The following is a 25022-nucleotide window of genomic DNA, read 5'->3' on the forward strand; positions in this document are numbered from 1 at the left end:
GACCAGTCTCTCTATGGTCTGAACGGACAAAAACTGCCGGTTTCATCGCGTCATCGCATCGTCGTGAGCCAGCAGAAGAAGTACCTCCTGAAATGACCGCATCGCCTTTAAGTCAACAACTTGAAGATACCGATATAGCAAAAAAGCGGGCGAATTGTTTGGCAGTTCGCCCGCTTCTTTATACCTTTGCAGTAAACTTTTCGAATAGACGAAAGCAGACATGAATAATAACAATACTGACCCCACCCCCTGCCCCTCCCCTACAAGGGAGGGGAGAACCGCGGAGGAAGCCGCCTCTCTCTCCTACAAGGGAGGGGAGAACCGCAGAGGAAGCCGCCTCTCTCTCCTACAAGGGAGGGGAGAACCGCAGAGGAAGCCGCCTCTCTCCCCTTGAAGGGAGGAAAGAACCGCAGAGGAAGCCGCCTCTCTCCCCTTGAAGGGAGGGGAGAACCGCAGAGGAAGCCGCCTCTCTCCCCTTGAAGGGAGGGAAGAACCGCAGAGGAAGCCGCCTCTCTCCCCTCCCTTGTAGGGGAGGGGCAGGGGGTGGGGTCAGTAACCTTAGTTATATAGAAGTATGATTACACAAGACCAATTGAAAGATGTGCTCGATCGTGCAGAAAAGTTGGAGCACTACCTCAAAATCGATCAGAAAAGAATAGAGTGGGAGGAAGAAGACCTGCGCACGCAGGCTCCCGACTTCTGGGACGACCCGAAGAGGGCAGAGGCCCAGATGAAGAAGGTGAAGGCCATCAAGAAGTGGATTGATGGCTACGATGATGTGCGCACCAAGGCCGACGAGCTGCAGCTGGCTTTCGACTTCTACAAGGAAGAGATGGTCACCGAGGAGGAAGTCGATGCCAACTATGCCGCTGCCATTGCAGCCATCGAGCAGCTGGAGCTGATGAACATGCTGCGCCAGGAGGAAGACCCCATGGACGCCGTGCTCAAGATCAACAGTGGTGCCGGTGGCACCGAGGCGCAAGACTGGGCCCAGATGCTCATGCGTATGTATATGCGCTGGGCCGAGGCTCATGGCTATAAGGTGACCATTGCCAACCTGCTGGACGGCGATGAGGCCGGCATCAAGAGTGTGACCATGCAGATAGAAGGTGGCGAGTATGCCTATGGCTATCTGAAGAGCGAGAACGGTGTGCACCGTCTGGTGCGTGTCTCGCCCTATAATGCGCAGGGCAAGCGCATGACGTCGTTTGCCTCTGTCTTTGTGACCCCGCTGGTCGACGACACCATCGAGGTTTATGTAGATCCCGCCAAGTTGTCGTGGGACACGTTCCGCTCCAGCGGTGCCGGTGGTCAGAACGTCAACAAGGTGGAGTCGGGTGTGCGTCTGCGCTATTGGTACACCGACCCAGACACCGGCGAGGAAGAGGAAATCCTGATTGAAAACACAGAGACGCGCGACCAGCCCAAGAACAAAGAGCGCGCCATGGCCCTGCTGCGCTCGCAGCTCTACGACCGCGCCATGAAGAAGCGCATGGAGGCACAAGCCAAGATTGAGGCTGGCAAGAAAAAAATAGAGTGGGGATCGCAGATCCGTTCGTATGTCTTCGACGACAAGCGTGTGAAAGACCACCGCACCAACTACCAGACAGGCGATGTCGATGGTGTGATGAACGGCAAGCTCGACGGCTTCATCAAGGCCTACCTGATGGAGTTCCCCTCCACTTCAGAAGATTAAAAGGTTGAACGTTTTAGGGCAATGTTTTATGCATAAAAGGTCATTGCTCTAATTCCGTACTATAAAACGCGTGGTTTATAGTATCAAGAGTGGCATTATTCGTGATGAATAGTGCCACTCTTGCTATCCTATAGTGCCGCACCTGAAATGTAGCTAGCCCCTGGATGACTCGATTCTAGACCCTAGAATCATCTATTCTAGACTCTAGACGCGCGCAATCTAGACTTTAGAATCAGGTCATCTAGACTCTAGATTGAGGTATTCTAGACTCTAGATCGACACCAAAACCTTTAGTATTGCAAGTCAAAAGTGCCACTATTGCAGGATAAAAGTGTCACTATTGCTATCCTATAGTGCCGCTCTTGCCCCGCAAAACTGCCATTTCGGGACCCAAAAACCGCTGCTCTGCCCCATAAATGACTTTGAAACAAAAAAATTAAACAGATAATTTTTGGCGAAACAGAAAAAAGTTGTATCTTTGCCTTCCGTAAACCTATCAAACATTAAGTATTATGTCTAATAAACAAGGAAAGCAACTGAATAAAAAGCAGAAAGCCTACGCTCAGAAGCTGGAGCAAAAGGGTACCAACGTGGTGGCATGGATTATTGGCGTGCTTATTGTGTGCGCAGTGCTCTACGCTTTCATCTCTGTTTTGATGTTCGAATAAATGAGCGGACTGGAGATAGAACGTAAATTCCTGGTGCGCAACAGCGACTACAAGCGCCTGGCACATCGGAGCTACCGCATCAAGCAGGGCTACATCTGCAGTGGCGGCGGTAAGACCGTGCGCGTGCGCCAACGCGACGAACAGGGATTCCTCACTATCAAGGGCCCGTCGCTCGACGGCGGACTCAGTCGCTACGAGTTTGAGAAAGAGATCAGCCTTGATGAGGCTGCCAAACTCTTTGACCTCTGCGAGCCAGGTATTATCGACAAGACCCGCTATCTGGTTGACTACGAGGGTTATACCTTCGAGGTTGACGAATTCTATGGCGAAAATGACGGTCTCGTGGTGGCCGAAGTTGAGCTGAAATCTGTTAACGACAATCCTAAACTACCTCCGTTCCTCGCTCAAGAGGTGACGGGCGACCGACGTTATTACAATAGTCATCTCCGCCAAAATCCCTTTTGTAACTGGAAGGATAGTTTATAACTATTCTTTGGCTTATGAGCATACGTCAGACCATCTGTTGCATGGTCACCTTTCTATTTGTGGCAGTAGAAACGGCTTGGCCGTCGTCCCTCACACCATCAGCCCTGATGGCCCGAGGTGATTCCTGTCGTTTTTCTTTAAAGTTCAATGAATCCCTGAAATACTATCAGCAGGCCTACGATGACCTGACCGATAAGGGCGACCCTGCACTCAGGTTGCAGTTGTTGGAGCGCATCATGCGTACGCACGACATGTTGCGCCATTGGAAGGAAATGCCAGAGGCCTCCTATCGACTCTACATGCTGGCTCGGCAGCAAGACGACTCCGTGTCTCTGTCAAAAGCCCTCTTTATGCGAGGCCGACGCCTTTATAGGCAGGGCTACAAGCAGATGGCGTATCAGACCTGTTTCCATGCCCTTGGCATCATGAAGCGCTCCAACTATGAGCATAAGTATCATGAACTGGCGGCCTACTATTGCTTGCTGTGTTATATGTATTATGGTGATGGTTTGTGTCGAACAGCCATGCGCATGTGCGATAACGAAGAATACTGCGTGCGCAAGGGATCGTCGTTTCACGACAAGGTGTGGCAGCAGCGTGCCTGGCAGCGTGTTCATACCATGCGCATCGCCCTTCTGGCTAAGTTAGGACGCACTGCCGAGGCCGACCAAATCTATCACGAGTATGTGGGCGAAGCCATTTCCGATCCGTTGGTTGGCGATGCTCTGCTGGAGTATTATCGCCTGCGCCACATGAACGACGAGGCGCTTCGCTATCTCGACAGGTCCATCCAACATATTACGAGTGACGGCGATAGCTTGGGGCGCAACATGTTGAAGTTGCTAGCCGATAAAGGTTCTATCTATAATCAGATGGGCGACAGCCAGCATGCCGTTGAGTGTTTTGCCAGCACCACCCGTATTGCCGATACCATCAGCGCTCATACGTTGGCCACCATCTCGGACGAAGTGATGAAGGTGATAGACAATGAGCGTGCTAACTCGCGTCATGTTCAGCTCATCATAGTGACGGGCGCCGCTGCGCTGTTGCTGTTTGTTGTGATGCTACTGATGTTGAATTACAGCTTGATGGTGCGTCGCAAGAACCAAACCATTATGGCCACTGTGCGCCAATTAATGCACTATCGCGACATGGTTGTGGGTGATCAGACTACCGATGAAACCGTTGAAAATCGTTCAACAGATGCACCCGATGAAGTGCAACGACAATTCGAGGAGATAGATCGTCGCATCATCCGTGAACGACTCTTTGTGAAGCCCGACTTCGGTCGCGACGATCTGATGGGCTTGATGGGTGTTGATAAAAACATGCTGGCCACTATTATTAATAAGTACACGAATACCAACGTGCCTGGCTATATCAACACCAAACGCATGGAATATGCCGCGACGCTCATCAAAAGTCATCCTGAATATACCATGGCTGCCATTGGCGAAGCCTGTGGTATCCCCAGTGCCACCACGTTCATTCGAAATTTCAAGCATGTTTATGGCATGACGCCATCTGATTTCCGCCGACAACTGGAGGCATCAGAACCTACCCCCCCCGAAAATTAACACATGATAACATAACGTAACTGTTAATATTACAAATTTATTGGTCCTTTTACTGTGATTAACTTGCGCAAATATGTGCAAGTTTTTTTCCTTTTTGTCGTCTAAAACGCCTTAAATACATGAAAAACTATACCATTTGGACAAAATGAAAAATGTAAAAGACAATATGATAAAAGGTAATTGTTAAAATTAGTAATAAAATGAAATCATTTAGTAATTTTGCCAATGATAGATTTATGTTATACAATATTAATAGGCTTAAGTATGCGTAGGTTTTTATTGAACATATTGCTTCTTTGCGGGTTCGCCATTAGCACGAATGCTCAGCAGGTCACCATCGGCAACAACCTGCTCTACGATGCATGGCTCACCCCTAATCTTCGCGTCGGTACCCGTCTGTCGCCCCACTGGTCGGTGGGCATGACGGCAGGTTTCCGTCCTTGGCCTACTAACGATCAGACCTCGCGCAAGTGGCGTCACCTATTGTTGTCGCCCGACGTGCGCTACTGGACAGACTCTGTTAACGTGCACCATTTCTTTGGTGCTAACCTGATTTATAGTCATTATAACGTGTCGGAGGTTCGCTTCCCGTTTGGTATGTATCGTTCCGTGCGCGACGAGCGTCGTCAGGGCGACTTGGGAGCGCTGGGATTTTTCTATGGCTACTCCTGGCCACTGGGGCGCTACTGGAATTTGGAAGCCATTATCGGAGCAGCCGTTGGCTACACCCGATTTAACCGCTATGAATGCGGACACTGCGGCAAGAAACTGGGCAGCACGAAGAAAGCGTTCTTCATGCCCCAGGCTGCTTTGAACATCGTCTATAACCTGCCTGGCAGACCTCGACTGGAACCACTGCCCGAGTTGCTGCCCGAAGTGGAAAGCAAGCCCGCATTTGCACCTTTCATGACGCCCGTGACGAATCTCACGTATAGTGCAGGCCGACTGCATCAGGACGAGCGCCCGCTGCATGTGCATTTCCCCTTCGACAAGTCAGTGCTGCTGCCCGAATTTCGCAACAATGCCGAGGTGCTGCGCCAGATACTGGATGTCACCGCCCATGCACTGGCCGACACCATGACCGATGTGCGCACCATCCAGATTGTGGGTCTGGCATCTATCGAAGGACCTGTTGCCTACAACCAGAAGTTGTCGCTTCGTCGTGCCGAGGCATTGAAAGAGTATGTACGTCAGCACCTGCAGTTGGCCGACACACTGTTTGAGGCCGTTGGCGGTGGCGAGGGATGGGCTGATTTCCGCCAGCAGTTGCAAGTCGAGGCCGAGCAGAATGCCGACCGTGCTGACGAGCTCCGCCAGGCGCTCGACTTGATAGCCAGCGAGAAAGACCCGAACCGTTGTGAACAGAAACTGAAGCGTTTGAACGGTGGACGCACGTGGCAGTATATCAAGACACATATTCTGCGCGACCAGCGTAACTCCGGCTACATGCGTGTGATGTATAAATATGAACCCGACAAGGTGGCGCCCCTCATCAACCGTGCCATTGGCCTGTTGCGCACCGACTGTAGCGATTGTCATCACGAAGCCCTGCAGCATCTGCTGACTATTCGCCACGAAGAGCGGGCACAAAATGCACTGGGCGTGGCCTACTACCTCTGCGGCTACACCAGTGAAGCCCTTGACTGTTTCCGAAGGGCCGCAGCTGGTGGCGATCGCGATGCCATCGACAACCTGCGGCAACTGGAACATCCCTAACCTGTGAATAGCAATGCTAACAAATGAATAAGCGAGAAAAAGAATATTATTAATTACTAAACAAAATGTTTGACATGAAAAAGTTTTTCAACTATGCCTTTGCAGGAGCGATAGCACTCATAGGTACGTACGTGTTCAGTGGATGCACGTCTGACGACGAAGTCGTGACAGATGCTGTGAATCCTACGTACGATTCGGAAAAAGGAACTGTAAACACACAGTTCGTATTGAACATTGCTGCCGCCGACCAGAGCGGTATGAAAAAAGCACCTGTGCGTCGCTCTTCGGCCACAGCCACACAGGCTCTCGGTACCAACTTCCGCGGATTGACCGATGCCCGTATCCTAACCTACAAGCAGTCTGCTAACGGTAAGCACCTCTATGATGTTTCTACCGATGCGTTGGCTACTTCAACACGTAACTACGACCTGTCTAGTTTGCTGGCATCAGGTGCCATCGCTGCCGACAACTCTCGTCGTGTGGTTGAGTTGGCACTGCCCATAGGTACCAACACGCTGTTGTTCTATGGCCGCGCTCCCAAGCCAACAACCGGCGCCAACCCCTCGGAGTATGGTAACATTATCTACAACGTAGGCGATAAAGCCACTGCAACAGAGTTCACAACGAATGCTCGTATCAATGGTAATACGGCAGCCTTTTCGCAAACTTGTACGTTGCTGGCCACGCTGATGACTCGTATGGCCAACCTGGGTCTGCACAAAGAAGCTCCAAACGACGATTATCTGAGTAAGTCTGATCCGGACTATAGAGTGTCTTATTGGACGCCAGGATTCCTGGATGCTCCCTATAAGACCGTCAGTGGTAGTAAGAGTGCCTTGGCCGGTGACGAACTGGCAGCTGCGATTGCTGCAGGAACCTATGAGGATGAGCAGGGTGGTGTGACCTACACCTATAGTGGTCTGATATCAAAAGACTGGCGTGATTATGGTGTTGCATATAATGATCCCGCAACAAGAGTGAACATGAAGCCTCTGGAGGAAATCCTGGGTAAGGCCTATGTGCTGCTGACCACGATTCGCACGGTGGGCGGTGCTGCCGAAATACGTTCGGGCTCTGCAGATGGTATTCTGAGCGTGATTGAAGACTTGTGGGTGGTGGCCGACAAAGTAGCTTCAGCCACACCTACCAATGAGAAGGAGTTTATTGCTAAGAAGATGGGTCAGCGCATTAAGAACCGTTTCAGCAACTATTTCCAGCGCGATGATGTGAATAATGTGACGTTCAAGGATTTGGCAAGTATCAAGACAGCCTTCAATACTTATATCAATGTAGATTTGAATACTCTTACAAATGCCATCGACCCCAATACCTTCCCTGAAGCTCTGAACCTCCCAGACGGAGCCGCACAGTTGACGTTCGCTCCTTCGGCCAATAATGGTACGGGTGCCTTCAGCTATGCTACCAATATTTCTGTGTTCAAACCCGTATCTGATAATACAACGACTGTTGATAAGTTCCTGTATCCTGCAGAGCTTGTTTACTTTGGCAATAGCCCCGTGCGTGTCAGCAATGAGACCCATGTGGAAAGCAATTACCCACAGACCGTGGCAAACTGGGACAACGACGGCTACTGGACGGCTGCCAATAACCTGAAAGGCTGGGTCAAGGATGGTGCTGTGGCTAATACCACCCGTAGCGTGGCTATGCAGCGCGACATTAACTATGGTACAGCTTTGCTGGCCACCACAGTGAAGTATGGCGCAGCTAGCATTGATGATAACCAGGCTGCTTGTACAGAGGAGACCAGCGATCAGCATATCACCGTGAATAGCACCTCGTTCAAGCTCACGGGCGTCATCGTTGGCGGTCAGTGCCAAAAGGTGGGTTGGAACTTCCTGAAAAAGGATGTTGCAGGCAACGACTTCAACTTCATGGTTTACGATAGCTATATTGGCAGTGATGGCAATGGCATCACCGTGCCCTCTAACACTGCACAGACTTCTGACTACAACTACACCCTGTTGTGGGACAACTATGATGCTGCCAACAACAAGCAGCCAGTATTCGTAGCTCTGGAGTTTGTGAATAATTCGGGTGTTGACTTCTGGGGCAATGCCAACCTGATTCGTCGTGGCAGCAAGTTCTACCTTGTAGGTAAGCTGGATCCCACCAGCAGTTCGTTCCCCGCTAGCCGAGCCACAACAGATGCAACAAACTACATTCTGCCTCCTTACAAGGCCGATGGCACCACCGATACCGAGAAGGTTCGCGTGTTCATGCAAGACTACAAGACCACGGCTAACTTCACCATTGGTTCGAACTCACTGAAGAGTGCTTATTCTACCGTTCCTGACCTGCGTTCTTCACAGGTATCGCTGGGTCTGGCTGTAGATATCCAGTGGGAGCCAGGTCTTACATTCAACGTAGAACTGGGACAGCAATAAACAGTTATTAATATGATGTATCTCGACAGAACAATCGCAAAGCTGATGGTGACAGTGCTCACAGCATTGTCACTGTCGGCGTGTTCTGTCATCGACGATGATTTGTCCGACTGTCAAGAGGGCGAGAAGTTCGAGATGGACTACCAGTTGAAACTGGTCACCAACATGACTACGGAGCTGAAGACCCAGCTGACCACCATCACCGAGATGAGTGTGGCCGGCGCACTGGAGACACACCTGAAGGACATCTTCAGCGACTTCGCCCACGATGTGGACCTCTCGTTCTACGATACCGACGAGGAACAGGAGCGACTGGAACATGTACAGGACATTATCAATGCCAACCAGACCAGTTACACGCTGACGCTGCCCATGCGCAAATACATGCACCTGGCTGTGGCAAACATCAAAAACAACCCTGTGGTGACGCTGCACGACGATGAGCTTAGTCCCACGTCGAAATTGCAGCAGACCGAGGGCGAGAAGATTACCTCGCACACCACAGGCCTGTTTACGGCACGACTGCCGATGGAGGTACTGGAGGGCATCGATCAGACATTCAATGTCCGACTATATATGGCCAACAGTGCTGCCACGCTGGTCATCGACCCTCGTGGCGTGAGCTATCGCGACATGAAGGTCTATGCCACCGGATTTGCCAATGCCTTCTGTATCAGCGACAGCATCTATCGCTATCCTGAAAAGCCCGTGCTGGTCGAGGCACAGAGAGTAGCCACCGACAACGACCTGTTATGCTTCTGTTCGGTGAACTTCCCATCGCCCGATGCTGTGCCTGCTGGGGCACCACGCCGCGTTATCGACACCTCGCTCTGGCAGTTCAAGGTGTATGTTACCAAGACCGACGGCACCGTGACCGAGACCGTGCTTGGCATCCCCGAGCCGCTGAAGGCTGGCGACCTGAAAGTGATCAAGGGCGAGTTGAACGACGACGGCGCTGTGACGCCAGCCAACAGTATGGTGGGTGTGAGTATCACGCTGAACTGGAATGATGGCGGCAACTATGAATCGGAACTATAATCAATCCCTATGAGGAAGAAGAGACTACGTCTGATCTTACCTTTGCTTGTTTTGACAGTCCTGAGCGGCTGCACAAACGACGAGTCGCTACGCACTGACGAACAACCCGTCCGTGCGCAGTTAGCTTTCGCCGTGGCACCTCTCACCAAGTTGCACCAGGACAAAGCACCCCTGCATCGCACTGCTGCCAGCGTGGTACAGGCCGATGAGCACTTCCGCGGACTGCAAGAGCTACACCTCATCCCCTTCGCCAAGCGGGGACGTGTGGAGATCAGCGACCAGCCCAAACTCTTTGGAGTGGACTACAGCGCTGGCAGCGATTATAGCAAGACCAATGCACACTTCTTCTACTACGAGGGCATGCAGCTGATGAACGGGGTGGCTTCGTTCCTGGTCTATGCCCGTGCTGCCGGTTCTTCAGATGCGTCGCTCGCCAACAAGCAGTATTATGGTGCACTGACAGCCAACTACCCTGCTGATGGCAATCCCGCCGACATCTCTTTCAGTCTGCAGTCTATCCGAGACAACAACGATGTGCCCAGTGAGGCGGCTGCCATCGCCCGCTATCTGACGGCCATCGCCCATGCGGAATGTCTGCACGAGGCGCATACCTATTCGTGGAGTGCTGCAACCGATTCTAAGTTGCAGGCTTTCTTCCTGAACTTCATTAATCAGGGGCAGGAGACCACTGCGCCCATGGCTGGCTCGTCGGTCAACGTGAATGCCTATGTCAGGGAGCTGCGAAGCAAGATTGCCGCACTGACCTATTCCGACTGGACCGTGGAGCGCAAGCTGCAACAGGCCATCATCGACTCTATCGACAACAAGGCTGTAGGTCTGCCTGTCAACTATCCCGCCTCTATAGGACTGCCCGACGGTGCTGCCGTGGTGCGTTATACCAACGGACAGTTCGTCCCACAGACCACCACCACGCTGGCCAGGGTGGCCGGCATTCGTCGTTATGCGCATCCGGCAGATTTGTACTACTATGCCAACAGTCAGATTAAGACCACAACGACGGATACCCGCAAAACCTATTATGAGAACGAGGCCACCTGGACCGATGTGCTGGCCCGCTACGAGACAGATAATGGCGTGGTGCGAAACAACACCACATCGGTGGCTATCAAGGAGCCCGTGCACTATGCTGTGGGCTGTCTGCAGATGAGGCTCAATCCCCTGACGGTGTCGCTGAGCGATGCCGACGGGCGTTATATAACCGTTGATGCAACGACCTTCCCGCTGACGGGTATCATTGTGGGCAGTCAGCGCCCTGTGGGCTTCGACTTCAAACCCACCAGCACATCGGAAGTCGATGTGCGCTATGTTTACGACTGCTATCCGGTGGCTCCCGATAACAGTGTGATTTATCTGCCTCCCTATGGCGGCACAACTTCGGCCAACAGTAATACGCTGTTGCTGCAAACACCCGACGACGAGGAGGTGACCGTGATTGCTGAGTTCCAAAACAACAGCAACGTCACTTTCCGCGGACTGAACGGACTGGTTTACCCCGGTACCCGTTTCTACCTGTTGGGCATCTTGGCACCCGAGGGTGGTGCCACATACGACTATCAGCGTCGTGTCATTACGCAAGACTATGTCACCACGCTGAATGTCAGCGTCAACTCTCTCCGTAAGGCGTATAATGTGGTGCCCGACCTGCTGACAGAACGGCTGGAGGTGGGCATACAGCTGACCGCCGACTGGAAGATGGCGACGCCAACGATTGTAGAACTTGAATAAACAGAAAGACCGCATGAGACAAACTGCTGGGACATATCGCATCATTCGCACACTACTGCTACTACTGGCAGTGGCAATGGGCGGCGTGGGCTGTTCTCATGATAGCGGCGACGAGGCAGGGCGTGCGCCTGTGACTCCGTCTTTATACCTTAATATATATATAGAAGGCCAACAACTGAGCAACAAGCAGTCGGCTCCTCGGCGTGCCTACATCGGTGATGTGGCTGCCACGGAGGCCGAAAACAAGGTCAGCAGTGTGCAGATATGGGTGTTTACTCATAACGATGGCACTCTGGTGGGCTATCTGAATCCGGCCATTGGTCAACTGAACAGTCAGCGCAGTGCCACCTACCTGATGCTGGTGCCAGACGAGTTTGCTCAGAACCCCACCAGCGTGGATGTCTATGTGCTGGCAAATGTTGCACACACGCATCAGCTGGACGAGACCACTACGCGACAGGAACTGGAAGACGCTTTGATGCTGACTGGCGACCAGCCCTTCGGACTGACCGTCCTGACTACGGTGGTGCCTGACGAAGGACTGCCCATGTCGGGCGTGCTGAGAGACCAGCCCGTCTATGGCGATAGCCCCGTGCTGCGCATTGGTACGGCACAACAGCCAGCTATTGTCAACGTGACGCGCATGGTGTCGAAGGTACGCTTCCTGTTTGGCTGTGCCGTGACGCTGTCTGACTTCCAGATGACCCGCGTGGAGCTGGCTGGCAACATGATTCCTGCCGACGAATATCTGTTCCTGAGCGACGATGGCAACGACTATCACTTGGGCAACAGCTATGTGGATGACGCCACCACACTGGCCACCATCACCGAAGAGGTGCCCAAGATAGAAGATCCGGAGACCTATGAATACCTGCCGGGAATGGCTCCCTCGTACTATGACCGACTGGTCAATGCGGCTGTGGCCGACGGTCACCTGCTGCAGGCAGGACCGTTCTATCTGCGCGAGAGTGACAAACGGCTCAGTGGCACCATCCACTATATGGTCGATGGCGTTCTTAAAGAGGCACCATTCCAGATGGAAAGGGCGGGCGACTTCTCACGTAATCACACGTGGATTGTGTATAGTTACTATGCAGGCAATGCCACCGACCGACTGGTGGTGAACGATGTCTTTGTGACAGACTGGAACGAAGTGAATCAAAATCACGAGGTGTATAACTGGTAAGCAAGTGTATGGCAATGAAGATGTTTCTGAAGAATATGGCGATGAGCACACTGGCAGCACTGCTGCTGGCTGCTTGCAGCATGGACGACGTCAGCGACCCACAGGGCACAACCGACGGCGAAATGCTGCAGTTGTCGTCGATGGTGAGACGCTCACCGGCCATCGTGCCAACCACCGACCAAGCCATCGAGATATACGTCACGCGGGGCACTGAAGCCCGAAGGGGCACGTTCAGCTATGCCACCGACCTGGCGGAATGGCGCAGCAACGTCAGGGTGCTGCCTAACGAGAACCAGTATCTCTATGGCTTTATGCCTGCCACTGCGGCATCGTCAACGGCTATCAGCTACTTGTCGGACGGCTATGCCAAAGGCGCAATGCTGACCATCAACAACCTGGACCCCGTGACACCTGTTGACCTGTGCTTCCTGGCTGGCGTCAAAGGTGGTGAACCTGTGTCCAGTTCGGAGAATATCACCCTGTGGAGATACCTGTATGAGGGTCAACCCAAGAACCACAACAAGGTGAATCTGCTGATGGAACACCTCTATGCCAGCCTCAGCCTGCGACTGCTGGTGGGCAGCGATTATGACATTCTGCGCACTATCAAGGTGAAGAAGATACAACTGAAAGCTGCTGGAGCACGTAAGGTCAACGTGAGCATCACGCAGTGGAACGGACTGGAACCGCTGTTCAACTATACCACGACCGAGACGGCTGTCGAGGTGACAGACATGCTGAACAGTTCCGAGGGCGAGACGCTGAGTACCAGCGTACCACTGGTGGTGAACGACCTTTATGTGGCACCCATCCTGACAGGACTGAAGTTGGTGAGTTTCTATGATGTTTACGACAAAGAGGGCCATCTGGTCAGAAAGGACTGTCGAGCAGAGAATGACATCACCGGACTGATGTCTATGCGAGACGGCACCAAGACGACGCTCACCATGACGGTGGCTCCCAGCTACCTCTACTATTTAGCCGATCCTGATGCACTGGATCCGACGATTGTGAAGGAGTGAAAAACTAAAAAAACAAACGAAATGCGAAAGCTAATGACCATATTACTGAGTTGGATGTCTGCACTGGCAGTGCAGGCACAGATTACCATTGGCGGCAACGTCTATGGTGGCGGTAATGTGGGCAATACGAAAGGAAACACGACCGTTGCCATTTATGCCGGCGACCTGAACAGGGTGTATGGTGGTGCACGTATGGCCGATGTGCAAGGCTCTGCCTTTGTGCATGTCGATGGCGAGCATGCCTCCAACTATATCGTGATCAACCATCTCTATGGTGGTAATGACATTGCCGGAAGCATCGGCTCGTCAGACTCTATCCCTAAGCAACTGACGCGGGTGGGCACCGGTGCCGGACAGAATAAGATTGATAGTACATGGAATGCCTTTGTACGCCTTTCCACCAAGACGGAGATCGTCGGCGGAAAGATCAGGGCTGCTGCTGATGCCAAGAAGGTGTATATCGGACAGCTCTTTGGCGGCGGTAATGGTGACTATGACTACAACTCGCTGAAGCTGGAAGACGGCGAGACACCGAACCCCTATTTCGGATTGCCTAAGCCTGAACTGGGAAAGACCTATCTGGAGATACTGGGTGGCTCTATCGTCTATGCCTATGGTGGCGGTAATAATGCCACGGTGAAGAAGAAAACGGTAATCTGTCTGGACAACCCCAGCGCAGCAGTTGGCAGCATTATTGATGCTACCAATCCGAATGCCAACCAGGCTGGCGAGGTGCTGAACGATGACCGACTGGAAAGCAAGATGGGCATCAACCTGACGTTTACCTATCCTCACAGCAATGCCTATCAGATAGGACGCCTGTTTGGCGGAAACAACAAGGCTGAGATGGCCATACGCCCCCGATGGAACCTGATTCGCGGTTCTGTGCGTAACCTCTATGGTGGCGGTAACGAAGGCCGTATGACCAGTCCTGAGGGCCTGCTCCTGCAGGTGGAAGGCGACAGCATGGTTGTGGAGAATGTCTATGGCGGATGCCGTAAGGCCGATGTGCGTGCGCTTTATGACGGCGACGACAATCATCCCGTGCCCTATACGGAAATACAGTTGGATCCTTCCGACAACCCGAACAATATTCCTGGTGGCTATGCAGCGCGTGTGCGTGTGCTGGGAGGACACGTGACCAATGTCTATGGCGGTAATGATATCTCGGGCAACGTCTATGGTGGTAACACCGTAGGTATCCTGACGCATATCTATGGTAATGTCTATGGTGGCGGCAACGGCTCGTATGCCTATACCGACAATCCGAAGTTGAAGGACGACCCCAAGTGGCATGACTTCTACTATAACCCTGCAGAGATCCTGGGACTGGAGGGCACCTCCTTCACACAGATGCAGTCGGCCGAGGCCCTGAACATCTTCCGACCGAATGCCGAACAGGTGTCTATCCTGGTTCGTGGCACTGAAGAAAAACCTGTACTCGTAGAGGGCGCCCTTTACGTGGGTGGCAACAGTGCCTCGCTGCGCGAACAGACGGCCAGAAGCAACTTCGACACCCGTCAGCCGCACATCAAGATCGGCTCCTATGTCACCATCGACAATGTGTTCTTGGGCAACAATGGCGAGAACATGGTGAAATACAACGAGGCCGTGGACGAGCAAGGTCGTGAAGAGGGTGTGCTGCGCACGCTGACAAGTACCGACCAGACCCCCGATGGTTCGCGCTTCAACTCGATGAACCTGAAGGACTCGTTGCTCTTTGCCAAGTACATGGAGGGTTGCGCCATGAAGGTGAAGCCCAATGTGCTGTTTGAGGATACACACCGTGGCGATCCTAATGACTATATCCCCTACAGCTCGATGTTCGGCTCTCTCTATTGCGGCGGTAACGTGGGAAGCATCATGACAGACGGTAAGATGACCGTTGACTTCGTCGATAAGATTATCATATATAACAAGGTGGTGGGTGGTTGTAATAATGCCAACGTCTATGCCACCGACGATTATAATGCGGAATATCTAGGCGGACTGCTGGGCAATGCCGATGCCAATGGCGACAAGCTGGAGTTGAACTTTGCAGGATTGAAGATTCAGCCCAAGCGATGGAATGCCAGCAAAACTGCGTTGGAATGGAATACCATCAGTGCTGCTACGGGCGAGAACGTCAGTTCCGAGGGACTGTTGCCCGGCACCACAACGGCTGCCGACCATGACCGCCGACTGAAGGGTGGTAACGTCTATGGCGGCTGCTATAACACCGGTCATGTGAACGGCAATGTGATTATCAATGTCAATGCGTCTATCGTTGACCGCAAGGGCGAGTTTGCCATCTTCGACCAGGTGGAACAGAACGAGGGTGAAGCGATCCTTTATGGTAACAGCGACTATCATGTGACAGAGCGCCGCTCGGGTGTGATCCTCGATGAGCAGGGCATGGATGTGCTGGGTCGGGCATTGAACGTGTTTGGCGGCGGCTATGGACCCGAGTCAGAGATATGGGGCAGCACGACGGTGAATATCAATAAGGGCTACGTGTTCCAGGTCTTTGGTGGTGGCGAGAATGGTCCTGTCGGCAATGCTGACTACTTCGACCCTGAGGCCTGGAAGCTGGTCTATTCCTATCACCCGGAGAATAGTTGCTATGTCAACCTGAAAGGCTCTGTGGAAGGTGTGCACCGAGGACATGAAGAGGACGACGACGATATGGCTGAGGCTGAGTTTATCTATGGCGGTTCGTTTGAGGCACCCATTGCCGGCGATGTGGTTGTAAACCTGGGTAACGGTCGTGTGTTCAACGCCTTTGCTGGTAGCTGTAATGCCGACATCTACGGACATACGGAGATGTATATCGGACGTAATGGCACAGATGCCGATGGTCATGATGTGTTGGGATTCCCCTGGGTGCGTGACCATGCGTATGGTGGTAATGACCTGGGTGGACGCATCCTGAACAAGGGTAACTTTATGAACCGTATCAACGACAATGTGGTTGACATGGTGCATAACCCAGATTCTGCAGACGTGCCCGACGTGACGAATGCCTCTGCCTATGTGGAGTATATTCAGGGAAATGTGAGCCACCTTTTTGGTGGTTGCTATGGCGACTATGACTATACGGATGCTCACTACCGTCAGTACACTTATCCTGACGGTGCGTCGAAGCCCGGATTCACCAAGCCCCGTATGGACAATGCCTTTGTCAACTTCCGTCCTAATGTGCACGTCAGAAACTCACTGAAGAGAATCTTCGGCGCAGGTCAGGGACACCTGAAGGGACTGGGCGTGGACAGTATGCAGAACCGTAGTTATATATTGGTAGAGATTCCAAAGACCACCTCTAAATATCAGAATGTGGAGATCTTCGGTGCTGGTGCCAACTGCGGTCTGGGTATGGGTGTCAATCCGTTGACGCTGAGTGGCTATACGAATGCACTTGAGGGCACCGTTGAGGGACGTCCGGACAGTGGTTCTGCCATCATCGACCTGATGACGGGTCAGGTGAAGAGCGTGTTTGGTGGTAGCTACGAGGAGGGCGTCACCCGCCGTTCGGTTGTCAATGTGCCGCAGGGCTCGTCCATTTTCGTGGACAGCATCTTTGGTGGTGCCTATGGTGCCGATCCTCTCTATCCTTGCGACGTCTATGAAGCGCATGTGAACTATTGTAGCGAGGAGGCTCGTGTGGGAGCGCTCTTCGGTGGAAACAACTCTGCCGACCGTACCCTCTATGGCCAAGTGAACATCAATGTGCCGGTGTGGAAGGATAAGGAGAATGGTTATCTGGCTACGGTCTATGGTGCTGGTTTCGGTTCTGACACTTGGTCGCAATATACCGAGGTGAACCTGTATGACGGTGCCAAGGTCTATGAGGTCTATGGTGGAGGAAACAACGGTAAGGTGCTGAACATAGAGTCGCTGCGCAAGTGGAAAGAGCTCGACCCAACACTTGACCTTACACTGCCTGGCTACGAGAATGCTGAGGGCTTTGATGACGGTCTGGACATTCCGTTGGCGCATGCCGTGCGTATGGATGGCCAGAAATACAATACGAACGTACACATCCACAAGGGTGCCACGGTGGTTAACTACGCCTATGGTGGTGGCTATGGTACGAATGCTGTGGTCAGCGGTTCTACTTATATCGACTTGTTGGGCGGTAATGTCAATAAGGATATGTATGCCGGTGGTACCAGTGGTGCTGTGCAGGACTACTATAAAGCAGGAACCTTCACGGCCAGTGCCACTGCTTACATAGAGGGCGGTTCGGCTCGTAACGTCTATGGCGGTGGATGGCAAGGTGACGTGGGTTATACTAGGAGCGAGACAGCACAGAACGGCAAGAAGACCATCGTGGAAAATATTCCCGGAGAGACAAATGTGGTGATTGGTATCCGCCAGGATCGTACAGAAGCGCTGCCCGAAGATTATGGCTATTATGATGGTGTGCCAGCCATCTTGCGTAACGCCTATGCCGGTGGTGAAGGTGGTTCGGTCATCGGCCGAGCCACACTGACCATGAACAATGGCTACATTGGCTATTACTATGACACCGAGAGAGGTACTTACGTAGAGAAGGTCAACGATGAGACCTGGAGCGACCACGTGGGTAAGGATCGACTGTCGGACTGTGGTAACCTCTTTGGCGGTGGCTACGACGACAACAGTAGTGTGGATACGAGCTATGTCACCGTGTGGGGCGGCATGATACGTAACAGCGTGTTTGGCGGTGGTGAGATTGCTACCATCGGACGCGGTAAGGTGCACGAAAGCGATGTGGACAACAAGATTCGTGAACTGGACAGCATCTATCTGTATGGCGGCACCAACGTAACAATCTATAACGGTCATGTGAAGCGCAACGTGTTCGGTGGCGGTAAGGGCTATAACATTCTGGGATATGGCGGTATTCACGGTTTCTATACCGACGGCTACGTGTTCGGACAGACTGCAGTGAACGTGTATGGTGGTGAAATCGGTACCGACGAAGGACTGGCGTCTGGCTATGGTAACGTGTTTGGCGGTGGCGATGTGGGCTATGTCTATGGTCGTGGTTACTTCAGTGAGAACAGCCGAAAGATTGGTACGGGCTCGCCTAACCATTACTACTACTACGACAGCGAAGGACACCTGACAGAAGACTGTAAGGTGGTGGTTTCGCCACAGCTGCAAATCAGAAAGAACGGCACACCGGTGACGTTCCAGGGAAAGGTTTACGGTCCTTATGACTATGTGCCTACCGACTATCTGAACACTCTGCCTGCCGATAAGGAAGACAGCAGATGGGCCAACCTCTATACAGGCGACGGACTGACAGCCGACGACCGGGTGGAGCGCGGTGTGCATATCCATAATGCTGTGTTTGCTGGTGGTAACGTGTCGTCTAACAGTGAGAGCTATAACAATGCAACCACAGTATTCGGTAATACCACGGCAACACTCAACGATGTGTACCACCATGACTATATCACCGTGGGCACAGAGCATACGGGTGGTCTCTATGGTGGTGGTAACCTGTCGTTGGTGGGTGGCTATCGCGAACTGAACATCACGAACTATGGTACGGACTACTACGGACTGGATCAGCAAATCTCGTTGGAAGACTATCAGAAGCTGACCAACCGTGAGCGTGCTTACTTCAAACTGGAATACCAGTGCCAGCAGGATGTGGTGATTGGTGGTAAGTCTTACCACGTAACCGATCGTATCAGTGAGGAAGAGTATAATGCTTTGCCCGCTGCCTATAAGATTCCGGAATACTGGATGCAGTATGGCTTCTGTTCTATCTATGCCGGACGATTGTTGAACACCATCCAGCGTGCAGACTTCTGTGGCGTATTTGGCAGTCGATTGGTTTTGCAGGGTGCCAAGGACCGTGTGGCTGACGTGGGCGATGCAACGGAATACACCATCAACCGTGTTGGCGAGCTCTCGCTGAACCAGAAACACTCGGTGATTGCTGAAGACCTGGCGCTGAAGCCTGGTGCTGTGCCAGCGCTGAATGTGAGCGACCAGTCACCTGATGACTATCTGAATGCAGAGAATGCACTTCATGGCAACTACTTCGGTATCTATAGCGTGGTGAACTATTTGGGAGGCTTGACGAGCGATGTGCACTTTAGTGATCCTTACAGATATGTGGAGCGCGGTAATGCCAAGACTGACGACACTGAAACCTATTATAGCTGGAAGACAAGTCACATAGACAAGCGCGACCGTAATAATGGTACTTCTATTAATCAGGTGGCATTGGCATCTGGTGTGTATCTGGAATTGACCTCGGAGCGGAGTACACCGAAAAACAAGATATATGGCGATATTACAGGTGTGGTTGAACTGGACCTGATTAATGTGAAGAAGGACATTGAGGGTGGTGGCTATGTCTATGCACGCAATGAACATGGTGAGCGCAGTGAGATATCTCATGAGAACACTCTGCTGTCTGTCTATAATATGAAGAATGGTGATGAGGCGCTGACCAATAAGATATTTATATATAGTCCAACGGTGCTGTTGGACCACCAGACCAGCGGCAACTTTATCCATAGGTCAAAGCGTATCGTGGATGACTGTTACCCGAACAACGGTGTCTATGATGATGGTTACGTGATATCGCCTGCCCACTATTGGTACATCAAGGGTGAGGTGTATATTTACGACCAGGTAGTGTCTGCCTATGCTGGTTCTGCATCGGCCTACTCAAAAGAGGTCAAGATCCCGCTGACCATCACTGCTGGCTCTAACGGACGACTCAGACTGCTGAACATCCAGCCCAGCCTCTATGCTTACTATGCTAACGATGAGCGGACGGAGAAGATAACACCCGACGGTGTGAAGGTGGAAAACGAGAGTATGACGTACTACCTGAACGACGTCATTTCGTGGTGGGACTGGCACCAGCTGCCGGATAATGAACAGAGATACTTTGTCAAGGAAACCCGCGTCAACGTGGACTCTTGTATCATTGATGGCACGCCTTATTCTGCAGGTGCATTCGTTCTTGAAGATGATGCCACACTTCATAGCACAACGGCCTGGCAAAACTTTGTGTCTGGAAACCACACGGTGTGCAATGCACTCGGTGAAGAGGTGACAGACCTGAACTCGATGTTCCACTCGTCGAACAATATTAGCCATGACACGGGCTATGTGCTCACCGTGAAGATGGACAGCCCGAAGGATTGGAACGACTGGTATAGTCCGCTGATGGACGCTGACGGCGACAAGATACGAAAGGATGCCTATAAGGCACTGCCTGATAAGTCTGGCTATATAGAGGGTCCTACATTCACGTTGACGGGAGCCTCAGGTCTGTATGGTCAGCGTGAGTATGAAGTGGGCGATGTGATCACGAAGGAAGCTCATGACGACTATGTCTCTACGGTGGTTCGCATGCCGCAGCCACCCACAGGACAGGCTGTTGTGGAGCCAGCTTATGTGGCATTGGAAGATTTCGCAAACACTCAGAAAGGTAATGCGATTGGTCAGGAAGCTTACGATGCGCTGGATGATAAGTCGAAGTTTGAGCCTGCTATGGTCTGCATCAACACCATCCAGATTGGCGAAGAGTCGTATATCCTGAACGGAGAACTGGTATCCGGAACCGACGAAAGCCTGGAAGAACTGGCTCGGAAATACAAGGAGTACAACAACAGCAGGATTAATGCCGACTCTGTCACCAATGCGGAGGCGCTGGAGTATGTGAAGGCTCATCTGTCTGAAGCCTACTACGTCAAGAGCGATGGCCTCTATGGCGGTCAGTACTATGAGGCAGGCCAGAATTATAGCGCCATCAAGTCGTGGTGCTCGCTGACAGATGCACGTGAGAATTTCGATTTCAACTATGATGCCCTTGATTTGCTGGTTGACCCAGACTATCATGGCGAGGGCTTCACGGATGTTTATTATAAGAGTCCGTATAGCGATGTGAAGGCGGTAGAGTATGATGCCATTTACGACGGCCCTGGCACTCTGACTTATTATGATAATGACAACGTGGAACACACGATTGCCTCGGGCAACAAACTGACGCGTGAGGAGTACGAGGAAGTTAGAAACGATCAACTGCACTATTCAAGCATTGTGGTGCCCGCAGGGTCTGGCGAACAGAAGGTATTTATTGTCAACGAGTCGTTGATAGACAATGGTACACCTTATGCAAAGGGACAGGAAATCAGTGAGAAAGACTTTAAGTTGCTGTCGGCTGTCAACCGTGCCAAGGTTGATTCTATTACCTTCCAGAAGGGTGGTCTGGCGAACACGGTGTATTACTGCTATGAGTCTTATACACCTTCTGCTTCGTTCACGACAGAGCGTGGTACTGCAGGACAAAAGGGTTCGGTAATCTCTGCCAGTGTCTTTGCCACGATTCCTAACTACCAGAAGCTTTTCTCAATACGTGGTTCTGAGCCAACCGAGACGACAACACTCTTTGTGTCGCGCGAATCAACAGCCAGGGATGTGACATCAGAGAAGATTCTGACGGCCGTTTATCAGTACACCTACTACGAACCTGATGAAGAGGGCGAAGGTATGAGCCTGGTCAATGAGCTGCACGTGCTGAACGTTCATCTGCAACTGGAGAGTGGTGCACCAGAAATTGGCTTGCTGAATGCACCTCCTGTTGTGCTGCCTGGCACAAATCTTGGACTGAAGGCTCCTACGGTGAATCCCGGTCTTTACGAGGTGCTGACCAGCGGTTGGGAGATGTTTGCAGACGAACATGATGCGATGTTGCGCCGTAATGGCGTGCCATTCAAGAACAATGGAACACCGCTGTACTGGTATCAGGATCAGAAAGCATGGATTGCTTTCTATTCGAAGACCTATTTGGGTAAGACCTACTCTAACTACGTGCCAGTCACGGTAGCCAACTATCATGATATGGATGCCGTGATGGCCGACAAGGATCATCATCTGTATGTGGATCATCCTGATGTGACTCGTAATTCAAAGATATATATCAATGGTGGCAACTGTACGTCGGACGCTGGCAAGAGCAAACTCGACCTGTTGAAGGACTTCTACGACCTGAGCCTGCAGACGACAGAGGCTGCTACGGGCGCTACGGCAGGACATGCCCTGCTCGATAGTAGGGTGAAGGGTGGTGCCAACCTGGAGTTCATCCTGAGCAGTGATGTGGCACCAAAGGCATATACCGACTGGACGCCCATTGGCAATGATGAACAGTGCTTTGCCGGAAATCTGCATGGCGATGGCTATACCATCAGCGGACTGAACAACTCGTTGTTTGGCAAGCTCTGTGGCAGTGTCTATAACCTGGGCGTGACTGGCTCGTTTGCTTCGGCAGGTGTCGTGGATACGGGCGATGGCTATGTGGAGAACTGCTGGATCAACACGACGGGAACACCCGATGGTTCGGTCTATGCGGTCTTCGGTAATCCTTCCGACGAGGAGCCTACCACGCGCCAACTGGTGAACTGCTACTACCAAAGTGGCAAGAACTATAAGACCACGGCCAACACGCATGGCGTGGCTACGGCCATGAGTGAACAGGCGTTCTATAACGGTACGGTGGCCTATAACCTGAACGGCTTCTATCTGAACAAACGCTATTACGACAAACAGCTCTCTAGTGGACAGGCCTACCACTACCTGAAGGCAGAGAATGATGTGCTGTCGGAACAGATGCTCACAGGCTATTACCCGACAACGCCCGATGCCCGTTATGGTGATGTGGGCTATGTAGAGAACCGCTATAAGGATGGCGACTTTATCTATGCGGGGGGTAGCATACCTGAGACTTATGATGACCGTATGCGTGTGGACAACAATGGTGCTGTCAGCACCGTCTCTTATGCACCCATCTGGCCCGATGACTACATCTTCTTCGGACAGACGTTGACCTACGGATATAACATGTCTCGTCCGCACGATGACACACCTAAGCACATCATCAAGAATGGCAACCGCCTATCGTTGAGTGGTGCCGGCAACCGCGTCTATCGTGCACCGGCCTACTATCAGAGTAAGGTGATGGACAAGGCTCACTTTAATATCTCGGCTGTGCTTGCTGCAAAATCTGCCCCGAAGTCTGTTACGGATACTGACTTGAAACCAGCCTATCCGAATATGACGGCTATTGACTTCGCCGGACATAACGACAACACGTGGGCACTGGGCACCACAGGTGCTGCGACGCCGGCTTCCTTCTATCCGCCTATGCTGGACGATGCTGACGGACTGCTCAGTATCACCAACGAGGGTGAGACCACCAACTTGTTGGTCTATGCACCTTCTGTCGAACTGAATGCCAAGACAAACGAAGTGCTGACAAACTATTTTGTGGATCCAGACTATACAGATTATTACGTGGATGATGACTACCATCGCGTGAAGGTGGCACCTGCCTCTACGGTTCATGGCCACTTGGTGCAGAGCAACCTCACGGCAATCAGCGATCATCTCTTGGTCGACAAGCGCGATTTCAACTGTCCGTTGAGTTATACGTTCGCCTCAGGAAAGCGTATGTGGCATCAGCGCACGCCTGACCTCTATGTGGACATCAACAAGGGATGGGAGACCGTCAGCCTGCCATTCACAGCCGAACTGGTATCTACGCAGGATAAGGGTGAGATTACACACTTCTACAGTGGCAGTCGCACGCTGGAAGAGAATGGAGCGAAGACGGGTCACGAGTACTGGTTGCGCGAGTATCAGGGTAAGTCGGCCGAGGACGAGCAGGTATTCACAGCGGCCTTCAGTTATCCGCAGGCCACGGGCGATGACAAACAGGTGGACAACACCTTCCTGTGGGATTACTATTACAGTAAGAACGCGCAGAAGGATGCCAACAACGACACCTACCAGACCTACTATGAGAACGGACGTGAGTTCTCAGACTATCCGCTGCTGACCACGGCAAAGCCTTATCTGATAGGCTTCCCGGGCAAGACCTACTATGAGTTTGACCTCAGTGGCGACTGGACCGCGCAGAACACGGCCAGCGTGGTCCCCGCACGACTCAACAAGCAGGTCATCAGTTTCGTTTCCGAACCGGCCATCACCATTGGCGTCAGTGATGATGAGCTGAACAGCGTGCCTGCCGATGGCTATGCCTTCGTGCCCAACTATATGAGTAAGGTGACGAATGGCTACCTTTTGAATGCAGAGGGTAATAGCTTTGATGCGACGCCTGTTGGCGGTCTGGAAGCAACGCCATTCCGTCCGTACTTCGTGGCCAGCCCTTCAGCATCGCGTCGCCATGTGCAGTCTATCCTGTTTGTAGGCAAGGACACCTCCTTCGCTTTCGATGAGCAGAAGCCTTCGGAGGAGGAAATAGGCGAGGGCGGTCTGCAGTTCAGTCTGCGTCGCCATACCATCATAGTCACCTCAACGCTGCGTCGTGCTGCCGATGTACACATTGTGAACACGGCAGGTGTGAAGGTCGGCTCGTTCACCATACAGCCAGGACAAACCGTCAGCACGCGTGTCGGTGTGGGAGGTATCTATATGTTGAATGCCGATGGTGGCAGATATCAGAAGAAAATAGTTGTAAGATAAAGTT

The 25022-nt window shown here is 52.2% G+C and carries 11 protein-coding genes; all 11 read left to right on the forward strand.

From position 1 onward, the window contains the following. Nucleotides 1-574: 574 nt before the first annotated feature. Nucleotides 575-1696: a peptide chain release factor 2 gene (gene prfB / locus T433_RS0109920; protein WP_027455685.1), complete on the forward strand. Its 1122-nt coding sequence runs from the start codon at nt 575-577 to the stop codon at nt 1694-1696. Between the two features lie 512 nt (nt 1697-2208). After that, nucleotides 2209-2364, forward strand: a complete 156-nt coding sequence (locus T433_RS16645; protein WP_162164195.1) for a hypothetical protein — start codon at nt 2209-2211, stop codon at nt 2362-2364. Next, the gene (locus T433_RS0109930; protein ID WP_027450659.1) at nt 2365-2850 is read left to right on the forward strand and encodes a CYTH domain-containing protein; all 486 of its coding nucleotides are present in this window, start codon (nt 2365-2367) and stop codon (nt 2848-2850) included. It abuts the gene before it with no gap. 14 nt (nt 2851-2864) lie between these two features. Further along, nucleotides 2865-4427 carry a helix-turn-helix domain-containing protein gene (locus T433_RS0109935; protein WP_027455686.1) on the forward strand — a complete coding sequence of 521 codons (1563 nt, stop codon included), beginning with the start codon at nt 2865-2867 and terminating at the stop codon, nt 4425-4427. Nucleotides 4428-4691: 264 nt separating this feature from the next. Continuing rightward, nucleotides 4692-6143: a DUF3575 domain-containing protein gene (locus T433_RS15955; protein ID WP_162164196.1), complete on the forward strand. Its 1452-nt coding sequence runs from the start codon at nt 4692-4694 to the stop codon at nt 6141-6143. 74 nt (nt 6144-6217) lie between these two features. Continuing rightward, a complete protein-coding gene (locus tag T433_RS0109945) occupies nt 6218-8548 on the forward strand; it encodes a hypothetical protein (protein WP_155808465.1) in 2331 nt (776 codons plus the stop codon). Between the two features lie 12 nt (nt 8549-8560). Further along, the gene (locus T433_RS0109950; RefSeq protein ID WP_155808466.1) at nt 8561-9586 is read left to right on the forward strand and encodes a hypothetical protein; all 1026 of its coding nucleotides are present in this window, start codon (nt 8561-8563) and stop codon (nt 9584-9586) included. 9 nt (nt 9587-9595) lie between these two features. Next, nucleotides 9596-11332, forward strand: coding sequence for a hypothetical protein (locus T433_RS0109955; protein WP_155808467.1), 1737 nt, complete (start codon nt 9596-9598; stop codon nt 11330-11332). A gap of 13 nt (nt 11333-11345) precedes the next feature. Then, the gene (locus tag T433_RS0109960) at nt 11346-12518 is read left to right on the forward strand and encodes a fimbrial protein (RefSeq protein ID WP_155808468.1); all 1173 of its coding nucleotides are present in this window, start codon (nt 11346-11348) and stop codon (nt 12516-12518) included. An 8-nt stretch (nt 12519-12526) separates the two neighbouring features. After that, on the forward strand, nt 12527-13540 hold the full coding sequence (locus T433_RS0109965; RefSeq protein ID WP_155808469.1) for a hypothetical protein: 1014 nt from the start codon (nt 12527-12529) through the stop codon (nt 13538-13540). A gap of 33 nt (nt 13541-13573) precedes the next feature. After that, nucleotides 13574-25018, forward strand: coding sequence for a hypothetical protein (locus T433_RS0109970; RefSeq protein ID WP_155808470.1), 11445 nt, complete (start codon nt 13574-13576; stop codon nt 25016-25018). The last annotated feature ends 4 nt before the right edge of the window (nt 25019-25022 follow it).

This window comes from Xylanibacter brevis ATCC 19188 (assembly GCF_000621725.1).
Lineage (GTDB): Bacteria > Bacteroidota > Bacteroidia > Bacteroidales > Bacteroidaceae > Prevotella > Prevotella brevis.

Excerpts from the sequence above, each read along its gene's own strand:
- T433_RS15955 (WP_162164196.1), top strand. The coding sequence starts at position 4,692 with ATGCGTAGGTTTTTATTGAACATATTGCTTCTTTGCGGGTTCGCCATT.
- prfB (WP_027455685.1), top strand. The coding sequence starts at position 575 with ATGATTACACAAGACCAATTGAAAGATGTGCTCGATCGTGCAGAAAAG.
- T433_RS0109955 (WP_155808467.1), top strand. The coding sequence starts at position 9,596 with ATGAGGAAGAAGAGACTACGTCTGATCTTACCTTTGCTTGTTTTGACA.
- T433_RS0109945 (WP_155808465.1), top strand. The coding sequence starts at position 6,218 with ATGAAAAAGTTTTTCAACTATGCCTTTGCAGGAGCGATAGCACTCATA.
- T433_RS0109960 (WP_155808468.1), top strand. The coding sequence starts at position 11,346 with ATGAGACAAACTGCTGGGACATATCGCATCATTCGCACACTACTGCTA.
- T433_RS0109970 (WP_155808470.1), top strand. The coding sequence starts at position 13,574 with ATGACCATATTACTGAGTTGGATGTCTGCACTGGCAGTGCAGGCACAG.
- T433_RS0109930 (WP_027450659.1), top strand. The coding sequence starts at position 2,365 with ATGAGCGGACTGGAGATAGAACGTAAATTCCTGGTGCGCAACAGCGAC.
- T433_RS0109935 (WP_027455686.1), top strand. The coding sequence starts at position 2,865 with ATGAGCATACGTCAGACCATCTGTTGCATGGTCACCTTTCTATTTGTG.
- T433_RS16645 (WP_162164195.1), top strand. The coding sequence starts at position 2,209 with ATGTCTAATAAACAAGGAAAGCAACTGAATAAAAAGCAGAAAGCCTAC.
- T433_RS0109965 (WP_155808469.1), top strand. The coding sequence starts at position 12,527 with ATGGCAATGAAGATGTTTCTGAAGAATATGGCGATGAGCACACTGGCA.
- T433_RS0109950 (WP_155808466.1), top strand. The coding sequence starts at position 8,561 with ATGATGTATCTCGACAGAACAATCGCAAAGCTGATGGTGACAGTGCTC.